This is a genomic window from Paenibacillus alvei DSM 29 (assembly GCF_000293805.1).
GTDB lineage: Bacteria > Bacillota > Bacilli > Paenibacillales > Paenibacillaceae > Paenibacillus_B > Paenibacillus_B alvei.
The window spans coordinates 404,379-421,849 of the sequence record NZ_AMBZ01000003.1 but is presented as its reverse complement, the minus strand read 5'-3'; the positions used below and the strand labels follow the sequence as shown (position 1 = coordinate 421,849).

The window sequence follows — 17,471 nt, the reverse complement described above, 5'->3', positions numbered from 1 at the left end:
ATCAAGCCATTATGCAACAAAGAGCAGACCGATCAACGGTCTGCTCCTTACTATCGAGTACGTATGACTGAACCCGTCCTACAACACCTTCTTTAGTTTTTTCACATAGTTTGCTCGGATGAACAAGAAATAGAGTACCTGTATAACGAAGAATGTACCGAGTACAAGTACGATTTCCTTCAAAATAGAGATTTGCGGGAACAAATTTTGCAGCGTGTTCAATGCCACAGCTCCATGAAGGACAGCTACGATGATCGGAACAAAGAACAACAGGCCAATTTGAGTGGATACAATTTTTGACAACTCCCCTTCTGTCAAGCCGAGCTTCGAAATGGCACGATACTGAATGATGTCGTGATCCAAATCCGAGAACAACCGGAAGTACAGGAAGCTGCCTGCCGCCACGAAAAATACGATGCCAACGAACAAGCCTGTCAGCAAAATCTGTCCCATGCCCTGATTCATTTCCGTCATCGCAAGTGCTCTCGAACTGAATCGGTAGTTGGCACCAGCCTGATCCGCATTCAATTGCTTTTCCAATTGCTCGGACAGTTTCTTCGTACTTTGCCAATTATCCATAATGTAAATATGGTTTGTCATATCTGTCTTAGAAGCAGGCAGCACCTTGAAATCTTCATCCGACATCACAAGCACATGATGTGCAGTCATGTATTGGCGAACATCCCTGCTCATCTGAGGCACATCTGCCAATTGAAGCTTGCTACCGTTGCTCAGGGTCAAGGTCTGCCCCTTCGACCAGTCCGTCTTTCCTCGGTTATACCCGAAGTCATCCATCTTGAATTGCAGCAATATCGCGCTTCCTGCATCTACAGCAATCTTATCCTCCGTGATTCGATTATAATCAGATACTGGTATCGCATTAAAAGAGTATCTATCCTTCAGCTTCGCATCCTTATTATGAATGACAAAAGAGTCGTAACTAATATTTTCCTTCTTCAGCCCTGCTTCAATGTAGGCAATATGTTTCTGCTCCTGCTTATCGCCAGTTGTCGATTCATAGGATAATGGCGGCATAGAGCCGGCTACACTTTCCGTCAACATCGCCTTGAACCCGACAAGCGTGCCGATCGCTGTAAACGCTACTGTTGAAATAATCGCGACCAAGAAGAACATTCGCGCATTGTCCTTCATCCGGTAGGCCAGATCGGACAGTGTCAGCATATTTGTACCGCGGCGATACAGCTTCTTGTTCTTCTTCAGCTTGTGAATGATGTATACACTGAGCTGTGTGAACAGGAAGTAGGTGCCAATCGATACGAGAATGACAACTGGCAGCAAGGCCAGCATAACAAGGGCGCCGCGTACGACAAAAGCTATCGCATAACCGATCAGCAGCAGCATGGCAGCCAAAATAGCCAGCCATACCGACGCCTTCGGCTCGGGTTTTGGCTTCATCGAGGCTTTCAATAGGTCAATAAGTGAGCTTGTTCGCAAGATTGTCGCCGTAAAGAATGAGATTGCAAGGAACAACAGTATAAAAGCCACAAATGTAAACCAAATCGCCTTTGTTGGCAAGTAAAACGATAACGAATGCTCCAAATACAACATGGACGAACCGAGCATAAGCATCCCTTTGGACATAATCAATCCTGCTGCTATACCGGTTACAGTCGAGGCAAATCCAATGATCGTATTTTCTAGAAATACGAGACGCTTCAGCTGCATATTGGACATCCCCTGCATGATGCAGACACCAAATTCTTTCTTCCGCGTCTTCAAGAAGACGCTCATCGAATAGAGGATGAAGAAAAACGTAAAGACGTAAATAATATACTGGGCAACTTGCATCCCTGTTTGTGCGCCTTTTCCGAACCCCCCACTCTCTGCCAAATTCAATTCTGGATGGAAAGCCAGCATTGAATACACGAAAAAGATCATAACAGAGAAAGCACTGCTTATAAAATAACCGGCATACAGCCGCGCGTTGCGAATAACGTTTTTAAACGCGAACTGACGAAAGTTCATCTTCCGCGCCTCCTATTGCCGACAACACATTCATAATTTCCTGGAAGAACACTTGTCGTTGATCATGCTTGTGCAGCTCCTGGTACAGCGAGCCGTCCTTGATAAAGATCACGCGATCACAGTAGCTGGCAGCGAATGCATCGTGTGTAACCATCATCATCGTCGTGCCGTCCTCTTTGTTGATCTTCTCCATCATTTCGAGCACGTCCTTAGCTGACTTCGAATCCAAATTCCCTGTCGGTTCATCCGCAAGCAGCAACTGCGGATGATGGATCATCGCACGAGCGATTGCCGTCCGCTGGCATTGTCCCCCAGAGATTTCGTACGTGCGCTTGTCCAAAATTTGCTTGATGCCCAGCTTCTCCGCTATCGCTTGCACACGCTGCTCCTGCTCCTTAATGCTCACATTTTCCAATGTTAACGGGAACACGATATTTTCCTTCACCGTCAAAGTTTGCAATAGGTTGAAATCCTGAAACACGAATCCGAGCTGACGGCGGCGGAACAATGCCAGCTTGCGCTTATTTAAGGCGTGAGCATTACTCCCACCGATCAATACTTCTCCAGATGTGGGCTTGTCGATTGTCGATACTACGTTCAAAAATGTCGTTTTCCCGCTCCCTGACGGCCCCATGATGCCAACAAATTCGCCTTCTCGAATGGTCAGGTTCAAATTAGATAAGGCTTTATAGGAAACTTTACCTTCATATACTTTAGAAACATTTTTAACCTCTAACACAGTCTCACACGCTCCTTGTCATTTCGATATCTTTACTGTACTGCGAATTAGTAAATGCAACCATTGTTGTTGCTTACATTTTCCTTTCATTTTTGTCATGTTCACCAGAGCTGCTGTGCTATTGAATCAAAAAAAGAGAGCAAGCCATAATACGGCCTGCCCCCAATAACGATCTACTGCGATATTCCTTCGTCATTACAATACTTTTTTCAGCTTTCTTACATAGTTTGCTCGGATGAATAAGAAGTACACGACCTGAATGATAAAGAACGTACCTAATACGAGTATGATTTCTTTCAAAATCGATACGTTCGGGAACAAGTTCTGCAACGTGTTCAGCGCAACCGCTCCATGGACGATAGCCACAATGATCGGAACAAAGAACAGAAGTCCGATTTGCGTCGTAACAACCTTGGACAGCTCCCCTTCTGTCAAGCCAAGCTTCGAAATTGCCCGGTACTGGATAAGATCGTTATCCAAATCCGAGAATAGGCGGAAGTACAGGAAGCTGCCTGCTGATACGAAGAACACGACTCCGACAAATAAGCCAGTCAGCAGTATTTGTCCCATCCCTTGATTGAGTTCTGACATCGATGTCGCTCTGGATTGGAAGCGGAAATCTTGCTGCTTTTCAGTTTGGAACTGCTTTTCCAGGTCTGCTGACAATGCCTTTGTCGCCTGCCAGTTTTCCATGTTAAAGATATAATGTGTTTCGTCGAACTTCGCAAGCGGGATTGCCTTAAAGTCCTCATCTGACAGTACCAGCACTTCGCCGCCCGATACATATTGTCTCACCTCGTCGGTCATCTCAAGTGAGTCAACAAGCTTCAACTTACCTGTCTGCTTCACTGTCAAGGACTGCCCCTTCGACCAATTTGAAGTGGAACTCATATTGCCAAAATCATTGCTTATCGTTGCGAGCATGAATCCTTCACCCTGACCGAGCTGAATGCGCTCTTTAGCGAATGAATTGTATTCCGTTGCACCAATCACCTTCATAATTGATCCGTCTTTGAATTCTGCTGTTTTACTATGAATGATGTAGGCATCATACTTGATGGTTTCTTTCTTGAGTGCTGATTCAATCATAGCTACATGTTTCTGCTCTTGCTTATTGCTCATTGTATTCGATTCATACGACATAGGCGGCATCAGGTCTGCCACACTATTTGTCAGCATTGCCTTGAAGCCAACGAGTGTACCAATAGCTGTAAAAGCTACCGTGGAAATAATCGCGACGAGGAAGAACATCCGTGCATTGTCCTTCATCCGATAGGCCAAGTCCGACAATGTCAGCATATTTGTGTTTCTGCGGTACAGCTTCTGCTTCTTTTTCAGCCTATGAATGATGAATACGCTTAGCTGCGTGAATAAGAAATAAGTGCCTACTGAGACTAGAACGACGACAGGCAGCATGGCGAATAAGACCTGTTCCCCACGGACTACGAACGCAGTTCCATAGCCGCCCAAGATGCATAGTGCTGCAAATATCGCGAGCCCCGCATTAGCCTTAGGCTCTGGCTTCGGCTTCGTCGAAGCTTTCAGCAGGTCAATCAAGGAACTTGTACGCAATATGGTAGCCGTAAATAATGAAATCGCAATAAACAATGCCATGAAAGCTGCGAACGTGAACCACAACGCCGTCGTTGGGAAATAGAATGACAATGGATCATCCAAATACAACAGCGATGAACCCAGCATGAGCATTCCCTTAGACATGACTAGTCCAGTCAATATACCTGCAACGGTTGAAGCAAATCCAATAATGATATTTTCTACAAATACGAGGCGCTTCAACTGCATATCAGACATCCCCTGCATGATGCAGACACCGAACTCTTTCTTTCGAGTCTTCAGGAAGACGCTCATTGAATACAGGATAAAGAAGAAGGAAAATACATAAATGATATACTGCGCGACTTCCATCCCTGCTTGCGCGCCCCTGCCATACTTGCCGCTGCCAGCCATATTCAATTCCGGGTGAAAAGCCAGCATCGAATAGACGAAGAAAATCATGACGGAGAACGCGCAGCTTATGAAATAACCGGCATACAGCCGTTTGTTCCGAAAAACGTTCTTAAACGCGAACTGACGAAAGTTCATCTTCCGCTCCCCCCAATGCCGACAATACATTCATAATCTCTTGGAAGAATACTTGTCGTTGATCGTGTTTGTGCAGCTCTTGGTACAGCGTACCATCCTTGATGAAAATGACACGGTCGCAATAGCTCGCTGCAAACGCATCATGGGTTACCATCATCATTGTGGTGCCATCTTCCTTGTTGATTTTCTCCATCATTTCAAGCACGTCCTTGGCTGATTTGGAATCCAAATTACCAGTCGGCTCGTCCGCAAGCAGCAGCTTAGGTTGATGAATAATCGCTCTTGCGATCGCAGTGCGCTGACACTGACCGCCAGATATTTCGTAGGTGCGCTTGTCCAAAATATGACCAATACCTAGCTTATCTGCGATACCCTTAACACGCTGCTCTTGCTCCTTAATGCTCACATTCTCCAGCGTAAGGGGGAACACGATATTTTCCTTTACCGTTAATGTTTGCAGCAGGTTGAAATCCTGAAATACGAATCCGAGTTCCCGACGGCGGAACAAGGCAAGCTTGCGCTTATTAAGAGCATGCGCATTACTGCCGCCAATCAACACTTCTCCCGACGATGGCTTGTCAATCGTGGACACGACATTCAGGAATGTGGTCTTCCCGCTCCCAGAAGGCCCCATGATGCCGACGAATTCGCCATTTCCTATCGATAAATTCAAATTTGAAAGCGCCTTGTAGGACACTTTTCCTTCATATATTTTGGATACATTTCTGACTTCCAACATCGATTCGAATTACACTCCTTCGTAAACCTTTTCTGTACAACATACTTTACCTGTTACGATGAAATGTAACCATTGTTATGCCTTACAATTTCCTTTCATTTTTGTCATGTAGACCATTTTAATAAATCACATCTCCTAGTCAAATAAAAAGGATCCTCGCATGACAGTATGCAAAGAATCCTTTTATATCGACAACTAGCTTACAGTCTACTTAATGATGATCCCCTTTTCTTCGTCCAAATGCAAAGCCCCCAAAGCCGCCTACAATTGCTATGTAAAATCCGAAATCATACCACCAGCCTGTATTATTCATTTCGTAAACACGAATTCCGTCTTTGAACAATCCAATAATAAGCGAGATCGGTGCGATCCATCCATGCCATATTCCCCAGAAGAAGCCTGCAGGTGACTGCTCTGAGTACGAGCCGTCTCCAGGCACGCATCCGCTTAGCATAACTGACATCATAACAAATACTGTACATAAGAGAAGAAATCGTTTGGAATGTTTCATTTGAATGACACACCTCCTCTTTTAGGATTACTCTCACTTGTAACATGGAAATCAAAATCTAGGTGTCGAAATTCTCTTGTCCACTTTTCAATACGACGCATTACATCATTATGGTATGAATATCGAGGTTAATACTTACTTTTCCTATCATCATTATATATGGCTTGATAGCGTACATTTTGACGAATATAGCCGCCCCGCGGCTCTTGCCGAATTCTAGAGCCTTCTCTAGGGAACCAAAATTTCATTGCCTTTTTAGCCTCGTTATGATATATTAGTTCTTCTCTTTCCATATTTTGAGGTTTCGATCAAGGAAGTGGAAAAGAGCATACAATCCTTTCTTAGGAGGTAACTGAAGGTGAGCGACACGTTTCAAAGTGCCTTTCAAGAAGAGCAACACCGTCTGAAAGACACGCTCGACATCATCGAGCAACAATACGAAAAGGTTCATCATGTAGTCCCTTATACAGGGCACGACTTCACACTGCAAGTATTAGAGGACAATCGCAAACAGCAAGAAGAACGCTTGGCTCAAGCTCGCAAAGAGCCTTATTTCGGTAGAATCGATTTCGAAGAAAATGGCAAGAACGAAGCGCTTAAGCTGTATATCGGCAAACGTGGAGTTCATCGCAGTGCAGAAGTCGAGAATGAAGCGTACCCGCTCGTGATTGACTGGAGAGCACCAATAGCGAGCTTATTCTATTCCTTCTCCGGCGGAACCGCTCCGGTATCTTATGATTCATTAGACGGCCCTATCGAGGGCATCGTACATCTCAAGCGCAACCTGGCAGTACGTAGCCAACAATTGCAAAGAGTCGTAGACACCTATAATCGTTCTGAAGGCGACAGTCATGTCACAGACGAATTTCTCGTCTACCGATTAGGAGAGAACAAGGACAATCGACTGCGCGATATCGTATCTACGATTCAAGCGGAGCAGGATCGAATCATTCGCGCTCCCAAGAATACTGCATTGTTCATACAAGGGGTCGCTGGTAGTGGTAAGACGACCGTAGCCCTGCACCGCCTTGCTTATTTGCTTTATCAATATCAGGAGCAGATTCGTGCTGAGAAGATGATGATTTTTGCGCCGAACCGCATGTTCCTGAACTATATATCCGATGTCCTGCCTGAACTGGGTGTCGGCAACATCCAGCAGCAGACGTTCCCTGACTGGGCCTTGGCCGTGATGGATATGCAGTTATCGGTTACGCTCGCATCACCAATGGAACAGGTTGAAACATGGTACGGCTCCTTGGATTCACGTCCTGTATTAAGTGACCAAGTGTCTGGCCGATTCAAAGGCTCTCTTGCCTTCCTCACTCATATTGAGCAACTGATGAAGGAGTCCGAACAGCATGCGGTTCCTACCATCGACTTTTCACCTTGGGACGGAAATGTCCTTCCATATGCAACCATATACAGCTGGTTCCATGAAGAATATCGCTCCTATGAACCGGCGAAGCGCAAAGAACGAGTAATGGCGCGCATTCAGCGCTGGATTCAGATGGAGCTAAAGCGAGAACATTCCAAGACGATACTGAAGGATAAGAAGAAGCTGTCTACGCAGCGTCTCAAGGCCTACATGAAAAAATGGCCTGCTTTGGATACGTGGCTCATGTATCGTTCCCTATTCGACCCAAAAGCTAAGGACAGTGAGACTGCTTCTAACAGCTTCGTTATTCCAGAACCTGTACGTAAAGAGACGTTCGCATATCTAAAGAAAAATACTGTACGTCATGAAGATCTGGCAGCGCTGCTTTATCTGCATATCCTTCTGCATGGAATTCCATCGGAATACCGGTACGACCATATCGTCATCGACGAGGCTCAAGACTTCTCACCGTTACAGATTGCGGTACTGGATCGCTTCGCCAAGAACCACTCTTTCACTATACTAGGCGACCTCTCACAGGGGATTCACGCCTATGCCGGGATACATGATTGGTCAGAGATGAGGGAGCTGTTCGAAGCGGAAGCCACAGATTACTTCGCTTTAACACGCAGTTACCGCTCGACGATGGAAATCATTCGGTTCGCGAATGTCATCCTAGAACGCGGTGTCGGAACAGATATGCTGGCCGTTCCTGTATTCCGCAGCGGGCAGAAGGTGCGTATCGTCAGCAGTAAGGCCGACGAAAGAGCAAAGCAGTTGAAGCAAATGATCGCAGACTTCCAGAACAGCGGGCATAATACGATTGCGTTATTAACCCGAACAGCAGAAGAAGCAAGGGAGCTGCACGTCGTGCTACAAGCTGAAGCCGAAGGAGATCTGAAGCAGCGAATCCACCTGATTGATGGAAATGAGCAGCAGTATGAGGGTGGAATATCCGTTCTTCCCGTTTACTTGTCCAAAGGCTTGGAATTCGATGCTGTTCTGGTCATTGACGTCGATGAGCAGCGCTACCCGAGCAGCTTGCTTGATGCGAAGCTGCTGTATGTTGGCTGCACACGCGCCCTGCACGAGTTGTGGATTCTTCATGAACCGACGGCTAAGCTATCGCCGCTCGTATGCACGGATGACGAAGATACGGTCGACTATATTCCTTAATGAAACGCAGCACATTCACCTATACAAAGGACATTCTTTAGCGAATTCTATTTCCTTGAAGAATGTCCTTTGTTCGCGCATTCATCCAGAACATTCGTTCCCCATTTGACAGCACTTGCACTTCACATCGAAGTAAAGAATTATAAATGCACTTGCTTATATTGGAGCACGCAAGTAGTTCCCTCATTAGGTCGGCTATAATACGATATCGTTCCGTTCATCGATTTTACTAAACTGATAACGACCATGAGCCCAAGACCCGTCCCCTTCTCCTTCGTCGTATAGAAAGGCATCCCGATTCGCTTGATTTGGTAGTTGCTCATGCCGACCCCGGTGTCTTTAATATGAATGTGCACACCTTCATTATCCGACCAGGTGGTAACCTTCAGCACTCCTCCATCCGGCATGGACTCGACTGCATTTTTCATGATGTTGAGCAGCGACTGCTGAAATTTCTTCGATTCTCCCATAATGTACATCGGTTTTTGCGATAGATGCTGGACGACCATCTCGACCTTGGACAACAAGCATAGCGGAGATACCATTGGTACAACCGTATCTATTTCTTCCTGCACATGTAAGGGACGTACGGTTTCCACTGTCGGTTTCGCGTAATTCAAATAGTCAGTAATGATTGAATTGGCTTGTTCAATGCCGGAAGCTGCATAATTTCGATACGTTTGAATTTGCTCTGCTGTCAAATTTTTACGATTCATAAGCTGCAGAAAGCCTTGCGCAGTTGTAAGCGGATTGCGAATCTCATGTGAAATTGAAGCGGCAAGCTGCCCAATAACTTGATATTTTTCAGCACGAAACAGTTCTTCCCGCATTCGTTCTTGATTTTTAACATGATGATAAATACAGCTTACATACATGGATGACAGATAGGTTCCGATAATTGCAATCACCAGTTCTGACTGCTGAACAGCACTCCAATTATCGAAGAATATGAAATAGCCAACCAAATATACCGTCAGCAGGAGAAGCGACATCAGGAAAATTTTAAAGTATGTACTTTGCAGCACCTGCTTGTAGTGCAGAATAATTCCAGTTACGAGCAGCAGTGTAGAGCCGACGAATGTAGGCATGATGTACATTTGCAAAAAAAGCAATGTGCAAAAGTTAAATGCCAGCCATGTAAATAGTCCGGGCAATAGCCCTTCGAACAGAGCCGCCAGCGCAAGGAACACAGGGGTTAAATGAATACCGTACAACAATGGATCGATATCTTCATAAGCAATATAAAAATACGTTAATACAAATAAAATACAGATAAATAGCAATTTGCGACGGTAATGGGCGAACATGAACTTTGGGGTGATGATTAGGAATATTAGACTTGCACTCATAATGTACAGCAACCCTTTGAATTCATGCGCCAATATGGAATGGATCACACCTCACTATTCCTTTCCCTAACGATTCTGTGCCTTGTACACGATGTTTGTTAGTTAGCCAATGATTTTTCCGTTCCACGGCAGTCCTTTACGGAATCGGGAGCGGTCATTGGAGCGCCATGCCGATAGCAGTGGATAATCATACATATCCCATATTTTGCAAAGTGGGGCATCTATCGAAGAACGTTCAATGATGCAGTTCACTGCTCTTCTTGCTGCCTCATTCGCCCCTTCCATCGTAGCCAAGTCTGTATTGGTACGAACATAGTCCGAAGCAAGGAACAGATTAGGAATTGCGGTATACGCATTCGGCCGCAGGTTCCAGGTATGCACATGATTAACGAGAAGCGGCTCCATGTTGATCACTTCATGTGGATTCGGGAATTGAATATCTTCATCAAGATACCAATGCACAATCATATCATCTCTCAATACCGTTTGTCCTTGATTCAAGCTTCGCTTCAATTGCTCCCATACTTCTATCTTAATTTGTTCGCTTGTACAGTACATTGCGGGCTTCCCATATACAATCCCCGGAGTTTTCCAGTCCGACACATCGATCGAGATAATCCCTGCCACATCTCCATTGCCGAAGCCTTCCATCGGAAAATGCGGCCAAAATTGAGCTTGCGAAAACAGAAGTCAGTGCCCATGGACTATCCATATAAATGACATGACCATGAATGATAGGGACATCCTCTTTTAAATAGAACTGTACGCCGTTCATCCATTCGACGTTTTTTGCAAGCTCAGGCAGTCTTCCCAGCAGCGGGTCACCCTCGATAAGATCCTCTGTAATGAGTTCCGCCATCACCTCAACCGGCAGTGCTGCTATATAATAATCTGCAGTTACAATATGCGACCGTTCCTCTTCCTTGATAGTCACACCCTGGATTCGCCCATTCTTGCAATGAATATGCTCCACCTTCGCCTTACAATGATAATCGACTCCCCCTTGTCTCAAGTAAGTGAGCCACGGGTTGATCCATACATCATTGGTCGGCCCATTCAATAAGCGATCAGCGCTCCCTCCTGGCAGCACCATATCAAGCATTACTGTTGCGGCAACTGTACCAACCGTACAGGCATTCGCTTCCTTCGCCCGTGCCGCCACCAATATGCGAGTAAGACCTGTGAAGATGTTCCTGAATTCTGCAGATTGCTTCTCCGCCTGAAGGAAATCCCACCATGCTACGCGCTGATATTCCAGAAGCCGCCGTTCATCACAGCTTGTGAGCACCTGCCACAGACAGTTGACATAACGATCTACGTCCTTCTCGCTTAGGCCTAGCTTGTTATCGAATAATGATTTTAGCAGTGTGCGCCAACCGCGTATAGACTGCGGGAATTCGGTCAGAAAAGGCAGCATTGGACGAGTAAAGAAGGCAAGCCCCAAATTCGTTCCTTCAATGAGATTGTCAAATACCGTGGAACGTTCCGTGCTGTTTGGGTGCTGATAGGGAATGCGTTTCATGGTGTCGGTAACATGCTTGTAAAATTTCGGGAAGAACCGAAATCCATGTTCTCCTGGCAAATCAGGACGCCCATTCGTTCCCGTATTAGGCACCGGCATGCTGCGCGCCTTCCCTCCAGGAATCGTTCTCCATTCATACACAGAGACACGAAATCCACGTTCCATTAATTCATGTGCTGCGCTCATGCCAGCGATACCGCCGCCGAGCACAACCACACTTGGGCGATCTTTCCCCACCATAAAAAATTGAGCACTCCTATTCCATTTGATGATTGGAAAAATAAACTATTTTCATATTACTATAAATCGACTGTTTGCAACACCTCTCTGCGCAGATCTACAAAAAACAGAGCGTTTTCAATTCCAACTCAACTCTATTTCGAATAGCAACAATTGCAAGGAACAACAAAAATACCTGCCCTTTCTTTCGAAGAGCAGGGATATCGTCCGTTGTCCTTTACTAGAGAAAGAACGGTTCATTTTTCATAAATATGGGTAATGAAACACATGTCGAACGCAAGTACATACCGTTAAAGTATTTGCACAACCCAGGAGATCCACGCAGCAGCTGGATAGAACAGAAGCTGAGCTACAATTGTTCCTATTACTCTTGAAAACATCAGGAGTGCGAATATTTTTCCTAGTCGATTTCGTTCTTTTGCATCGCCCATTGCGCGATCGGTAAGCATTGCCATTTGCGGATCGACAAAGATCGTGAGTATGATCGTAGCTAGTCCATTAATAAGACCGGAAGATTGGGAAGCAGCCGTACTATATTCGGGATTGAGCGCTGATGCGTAAAGTGCAGCAAGAACACCTATCGTATAAATGCTGGTGACCAGGCAGTTCAATAACAGCAATCGCTTCGGGATACCCAGAATTCGCAGCGAGCGAAGCATTCTCCAGGTCGGTGTTCGAAGATGATGCTTTACATGTCGGAGCTGATCAAGAGATACCGAGGTAATTAATTTCGGAATAGAGCCTGAGACTTCTAAATGACGTATGACTCTCGTTGCAATCATAACAGCAGTTGGGAATAAGAGCATCGCAAGTAGTGTTCCTGCAGTGGAAGCGCCAATCACGATTCGAAATTGACCTTCCAAATCAAATTCCGGATTCTGCTTCGCATAGTCAATCATTTTCCCTGTCATAGGGCCTTGAAGCAAGTTCGAAGTACGAGATACGAGGACAATAATACCGGTTAAGGATAGAGCAACCGCAAGCCTGCCTGTACGCACGCCTGCGTATCGCACCGCATAGGACAGTGTCTCAAATAAATGGATAAGTAAAGTAAGCAAGGAGATGATGATGATTTTATCCAACGTGAACTCCCCCAGATTAAGATCAATGTGATTGGTACTAACTTCGAAGGAATGTTTTTTATTTTCTCATGCAGTTCCCGTACTTGTCCAGCTCCAAAAAAGAGTTTTGATATGTTGCAACTTTTTTGTTACAAAATCGTTATATCTGTTAAAGGGGGTTTTCCGGTTCTCATGAATAATGTAACTCGCAAATGGAATTATAGCCTATTCATTCTAATAGGTTGTCTATTTATATCAACCATTCTCATCAGTTCAGGCATCGCATATGCAGGCGAGCTGGCCTCATATAAGCCTCACAAGCCGTCAATCCCGGCCGTACGTGTGGTAGATATGGATGGAAACGCCTTAACCCATGAAGGCCTTATCGAGAATGGAATGACTTACATCCCTGTTAAGGATTTAAGCGTACAATTGAATTTGAAGGTACGATGGGAGGCATTCAGCCACACCGTATATATTGAAGGCGATAAATCCGATATCACATGGAGCTCGCTCACGGACAAAATGAAGGTAAATGGCAAGGATACCGTCCTTACGACATATCCCAAAATTATAAACAACAAAACCTACATTCCTCTCCGTCTGCTGCAGAACGTATTCGACTATCACTTTGGTTGGGACAGCAAAACCAAAACTGTCACCCTGCTAAACAATTGGTAGCGTATCAAAAGGACGGACACAGAATAAAACTAATCGAGCTTGAATCATAAAAGAGCATTGCTGGTTAATACCTTTTGATAACCTGTACTGCTCTTTTTATGTTTTTTATATTTTAATTCAACACAGCTTTGTTGATAATAGAGAACAAGAGGACATCCTCATAGCGTCCTTTTGCCAATATATGCTTGCGCAGCATCCCCTCTTGCTCCATCCCGCATTTCTCCAACACACGTATAGAAGCATAATTATTTGGAAAACAGCGAGCCTCGATCCGGACAAGCTTCATCTTCGAAAATCCATAACGAATGACCTCATCCACAACTTCTGTCATGATGCCCTGACCCCAATATGTTTTTGATAGGGCGTAGCCGATTTCAGCGCGCGCATGGTTCTGATTCCAATATCCGAAGCCGCATGTGCCGATAAGCCGCTCAGACTGCTTGTCATATATGCCCCACGGTGCAATTTCTCCGTGATGATATCGTTGACTAATCAAGTTCAGAAAGCGCTGAGAATCTTCGATCGTCTGATGAGCGGGCCAGGTTGCAAACCGGGAAATCTCCTCATCGGATGCATACTTGAACATATCCTCAGCATCGTGAAATGTCATCTCCTTCATTCGTGTGCGAGGTGTGCTAAGAACCGGAACTGGAAAGAATAGTTCTGTCTTGCGCATAAGTATCTCCCTCCTATTGATGGATTCCATCTACACAAAATCATGCCATATTCACCCATAGTTGTCTAACAGCCAACAATTTGATATACCCTTATTATCGCAAATAAAAACAGCCCGCACGCTGCATGAGCGGACGAGCTGCTATTTCTTCTAACGCGCAAAATATAACCAATTCATTAATACAAAATTACAATATAGAAATTAGCCACGAAGCTTGCCAATAAAGGAGCTGCCAAATTGTCTGCACTGTTCCTTCTCATCCGACTTCGGCGTCAACTCTACTTTTAAGCCATCCAGTATGACCTCACAACCACGTTCACGCAACTTATCAATCAGAATATCAACCGCAGCACCGTATTGAGCGTAGGAAGAGTCACATGAACCAAACACAGCCGCTTTCTTTCCTGTCAGATCAACATCATCCATTTCCTCGAAGAAATCAAGGAACTCATCGGGAAGCTCACCATCGCCCCACGTATACGCGCCAAGCAATATCCCATCGTAGTCCGCCATTTCAGATGCATAAGCATCCATGACTTCCTTCATCGTAAGAGACTCATCTGTGCTTTTCACACCTTCTGCAACAGCCTCTGCCATCTCCTCCGTATTTCCTGTCATACTCGCATAAACAAGCAATGTGCTCATGTATATAGCCCTCCAAAAAAGTTTTATGTACATACTTGTGATATTGATAATCATTATCATTATAGTGGGTGCTGTCTCATTTCGCAAGCTACAATCTTCTGCCAAATAAAAAAGGACAGGGTCTCTGATACGAGCTCCTCATCCTCAATTGCATCTAAAAACAAATATCTCCAACCTCACGATACGATAACGATTATTGCTTAATTGGTATCTCCCATATACACATTTTTTGCGCTTCCATCTTGCAGTTTCGGTATCAATTGCGCAGGATAGACCCGAATTTGATCTAACGCTGACAACGCAACCCATTCTACACCAACTTGATGCTCGTCTGGATTCGTTCCTTGCATGGATACTTCCGCTTCCAGCGGAGCAGCAATGTCAGCATGGAAATAAAATTCTACTTGATGAACATGCGCATCCCATTCTGCAAACTGATGATTTTTTCCTATGTATTCCCGTACAAAAGCAAGATCATACACACGGATATTGCACCCTATTTCTTCCACGCACTCCCGCTTCAATGCTTCACTCAGTTGCTCTCCATGCTCTTGACCACCTCCAGGGAACAAGTAGAAAAAGCCTTCATGATCCTTATTTTTCGTAAGTAGCACTTTTTCATCTTGAATAATGATCGCTTTTGCTGAATTTCGTATTGGCAACATGCTTCTCCCTCCTTGATACAAGCGTATTCCGATACTACATTGTACCTTAGTACACATTCTGTCAATGCGGTATATGTTACGAATTTGATAAATTTTTTATAAAATTGATACAAAAAAGGAAGACGAAATTCGAGTGCTATGATAGTATATGCTACAAACCAGGTGTCAATTATCTCCTCTGACCTGCATCTGTGTATGATTGGCGTATGGTGCAAATGATAATTTCCATTGAGAGGGGAACTGTACACGCATGAAACGTAGATCCATGATGCTTATGTTGACGCTTTTGCTGGCAATAAGTGCGTTTGTAAGCGCTTGCGGAAGCAGCAGCACTCCTGCCCCTGAGTCCAAGCCAAGCGAAACTCAGAATTCTGGAGACAGTGGGACAGGCGAGAAAAAAGAAGAAAACAAGGACGAGGCACTCGCTGCGGATCAGACCTTCCGCTTCAACCTGAAGAGCGAACCTCCTTCTCTTGATCCAGGAACGTCTCAGGACACGACTTCGTTCCAAATATTGAGCCACATTTATGAGGGGCTCACACGAATGGACGAACACGGAAAAGCCATTCCGGGCATTGCAGAAAAATGGGAGGAAGATGCAGCGAAGAAGAAGTATACCTTCCATCTCCGCAAAGACGCCAAATGGTCGAACGGCGACCCTGTTACTGCGAAAGATTTTGAAAAATCATGGAAACGCGTGCTTGATCCGACGATGCAGCCGGCTCCGCCATATGCTTATCAGCTGTATTACATCAAAGGCGCAGAAGATTACCACAAAAAGAAATCCACAGATCCGAATAGCGTAGCCGTTAAAGCACTTGACGAATACACGTTGGAAGTTGAATTGACAACACCAACTGCTTACTTCTTAAGCTTGCTTTCCTTCCAATCCTACTTCCCCGTCCACACAGACGATCGCAATTCAAAATGGGCTTCTGAAGCGAACACAATCATTTCCAATGGCCCATTCAAAATTTCTGACTGGAAGCACCAAAACTCGCTCGAGCTTGTTAAAAACGAAAATTACTATGCAAAAGATGAAATCAAATTCACAAAAGTTCAAATGACGATGGTAGAAGATCCTGCTACAGAAGTGAGCATGTATGAAACAGGAGCACTCGAAATAGCTGGCCAGCCAACAGGTGAAATTCCTGTTGACCAAATTGCGATGCTGAAGGAATCGAAGCCAGATGAGCTTCATATTAAAGGCTATGCTTCCACGTACTATTACCTGTTCAACAATAAGCAAAAGCCATTCGACAATGTCAATATCCGCAAGGCACTTGCCATGGCTATCGATCGTAAGCAAATCGTTGACAAAGTCACGCTTGCTGGTCAAACGCCTGCATTCGGTATAGTTGCTAAAGGTATTGCTGGGTTAGACGCTGAATATCGCAATGAAACAGATGACAGTGCGTACTTCAAGGAAGATGCCGCAGAAGCAAAGACTCTGCTTGCAAAAGGCTTAAAAGAGTCCGGCCTGACCGAAATGCCTGAATTCACGCTCGCCCACAATACGAATGAAATGCATAAGAAAGTTGCTATAGCTATCGCGAATATGTGGAAAAACACGCTTGGTATCAAAGTAAAGGTTGAAAACCAGGAGTGGGGCGTATTCCTGAAAAACCGTACAGCATTGAACTATCAAGTAGCTCGCGCCGGCTGGACAACCGACTATAATGATCCTATGTCATTTATCGATCTGTATATGACAGGCAGCGGCAACAACGATATCGGATACAGCAATCCTGAATTCGATAAACTGGTGAAGGATGCGAAGGCTTCCACAGATCCAAAAGCTCGAATGGAATTGATGAAGCAGGCTGAGAAGAAGCTGATTGCAGAGGATATGGCCATCATGCCGATTTTCTATTATACAAGCGTTCAATTGCAGAAGCCGTATGTTAAGAATGTATTTATCGACTACCAAGGACAAATGAACTTCACTCGCGGCCATCTGGCAGAACACTAATGAATCTATCATGTCAATGAGCATGTAAATA

15 protein-coding genes are annotated in these 17,471 nt (G+C 44.9%); 3 read left to right on the top strand and 12 right to left on the bottom strand.

Features of this window, described 5'->3' with window-relative positions; translation table 11 throughout:
- Nucleotides 1-78: 78 nt before the first annotated feature.
- From PAV_RS12290 to PAV_RS12270, 5 genes are all read right to left on the bottom strand, one after another.
- Complete coding sequence (locus PAV_RS12290) at nucleotides 79-1,986, bottom strand: ABC transporter permease (protein ID WP_005546556.1); 1,908 nt, start codon at nucleotides 1,984-1,986, stop codon at nucleotides 79-81.
- On the bottom strand, nucleotides 1,961-2,725 hold the full coding sequence (locus tag PAV_RS12285) for an ABC transporter ATP-binding protein (protein ID WP_005546554.1): 765 nt from the start codon (nucleotides 2,723-2,725) through the stop codon (nucleotides 1,961-1,963). Before PAV_RS12285 ends, PAV_RS12290 begins: the two co-directional genes overlap by 26 nt.
- Before the next feature lie 195 nt (nucleotides 2,726-2,920).
- Nucleotides 2,921-4,828: an FtsX-like permease family protein gene (locus PAV_RS12280; protein ID WP_005546553.1), complete on the bottom strand. Its 1,908-nt coding sequence runs from the start codon at nucleotides 4,826-4,828 to the stop codon at nucleotides 2,921-2,923.
- On the bottom strand, nucleotides 4,803-5,567 hold the full coding sequence (locus tag PAV_RS12275) for an ABC transporter ATP-binding protein (RefSeq protein WP_005546552.1): 765 nt from the start codon (nucleotides 5,565-5,567) through the stop codon (nucleotides 4,803-4,805). Before PAV_RS12275 ends, PAV_RS12280 begins: the two co-directional genes overlap by 26 nt.
- 211 nt (nucleotides 5,568-5,778) lie before the next feature.
- The gene (locus tag PAV_RS12270; protein ID WP_005546551.1) at nucleotides 5,779-6,078 is read right to left on the bottom strand and encodes a hypothetical protein; all 300 of its coding nucleotides are present in this window, start codon (nucleotides 6,076-6,078) and stop codon (nucleotides 5,779-5,781) included.
- 358 nt (nucleotides 6,079-6,436) lie between these two features.
- Between PAV_RS12270 and PAV_RS12265 the strand changes: the two genes are divergently transcribed.
- Nucleotides 6,437-8,629: a HelD family protein gene (locus PAV_RS12265; protein ID WP_005546550.1), complete on the top strand. Its 2,193-nt coding sequence runs from the start codon at nucleotides 6,437-6,439 to the stop codon at nucleotides 8,627-8,629.
- Nucleotides 8,630-8,769: 140 nt separating this feature from the next.
- Here PAV_RS12265 and PAV_RS12260 read toward each other — a convergent pair whose 3' ends face one another.
- The 4 genes from PAV_RS12260 to PAV_RS12250 form a co-directional block, all read right to left on the bottom strand.
- Nucleotides 8,770-9,978 (bottom strand): ATP-binding protein, encoded by a 1,209-nt coding sequence (locus tag PAV_RS12260; RefSeq protein WP_238555814.1) that lies wholly within the window; start codon nucleotides 9,976-9,978, stop codon nucleotides 8,770-8,772.
- 102 nt (nucleotides 9,979-10,080) lie between these two features.
- Nucleotides 10,081-10,536, bottom strand: a complete 456-nt coding sequence (locus PAV_RS36130; RefSeq protein ID WP_238555813.1) for an FAD-dependent oxidoreductase — start codon at nucleotides 10,534-10,536, stop codon at nucleotides 10,081-10,083.
- Nucleotides 10,511-11,740, bottom strand: a complete 1,230-nt coding sequence (locus PAV_RS12255; protein ID WP_238555812.1) for a hydroxysqualene dehydroxylase — start codon at nucleotides 11,738-11,740, stop codon at nucleotides 10,511-10,513. The genes PAV_RS36130 and PAV_RS12255 overlap by 26 nt, the downstream gene beginning before the upstream one ends.
- Before the next feature lie 290 nt (nucleotides 11,741-12,030).
- Nucleotides 12,031-12,822 (bottom strand): lipid II flippase Amj family protein, encoded by a 792-nt coding sequence (locus PAV_RS12250; RefSeq protein WP_005546548.1) that lies wholly within the window; start codon nucleotides 12,820-12,822, stop codon nucleotides 12,031-12,033.
- Nucleotides 12,823-12,993: 171 nt separating this feature from the next.
- Here PAV_RS12250 and PAV_RS12245 point away from each other — a divergent pair, with 171 nt between their 5' ends.
- Nucleotides 12,994-13,482 (top strand): copper amine oxidase N-terminal domain-containing protein, encoded by a 489-nt coding sequence (locus PAV_RS12245; protein ID WP_040735820.1) that lies wholly within the window; start codon nucleotides 12,994-12,996, stop codon nucleotides 13,480-13,482.
- A 112-nt stretch (nucleotides 13,483-13,594) separates the two neighbouring features.
- Here the strand turns inward: PAV_RS12245 and PAV_RS12240 are convergent, their stop codons facing one another.
- From PAV_RS12240 to PAV_RS12230, 3 genes are all read right to left on the bottom strand, one after another.
- Nucleotides 13,595-14,158: a GNAT family N-acetyltransferase gene (locus PAV_RS12240; protein WP_005546546.1), complete on the bottom strand. Its 564-nt coding sequence runs from the start codon at nucleotides 14,156-14,158 to the stop codon at nucleotides 13,595-13,597.
- Between the two features lie 201 nt (nucleotides 14,159-14,359).
- Nucleotides 14,360-14,803 carry a flavodoxin gene (locus PAV_RS12235; RefSeq protein ID WP_005546545.1) on the bottom strand — a complete coding sequence of 148 codons (444 nt, stop codon included), beginning with the start codon at nucleotides 14,801-14,803 and terminating at the stop codon, nucleotides 14,360-14,362.
- A gap of 200 nt (nucleotides 14,804-15,003) precedes the next feature.
- Nucleotides 15,004-15,468, bottom strand: a complete 465-nt coding sequence (locus tag PAV_RS12230) for an NUDIX domain-containing protein (RefSeq protein WP_005546543.1) — start codon at nucleotides 15,466-15,468, stop codon at nucleotides 15,004-15,006.
- Nucleotides 15,469-15,718: 250 nt separating this feature from the next.
- Here PAV_RS12230 and PAV_RS12225 point away from each other — a divergent pair, with 250 nt between their 5' ends.
- Nucleotides 15,719-17,440: a peptide ABC transporter substrate-binding protein gene (locus tag PAV_RS12225; protein ID WP_005546540.1), complete on the top strand. Its 1,722-nt coding sequence runs from the start codon at nucleotides 15,719-15,721 to the stop codon at nucleotides 17,438-17,440.
- Nucleotides 17,441-17,471: the final 31 nt, after the last annotated feature.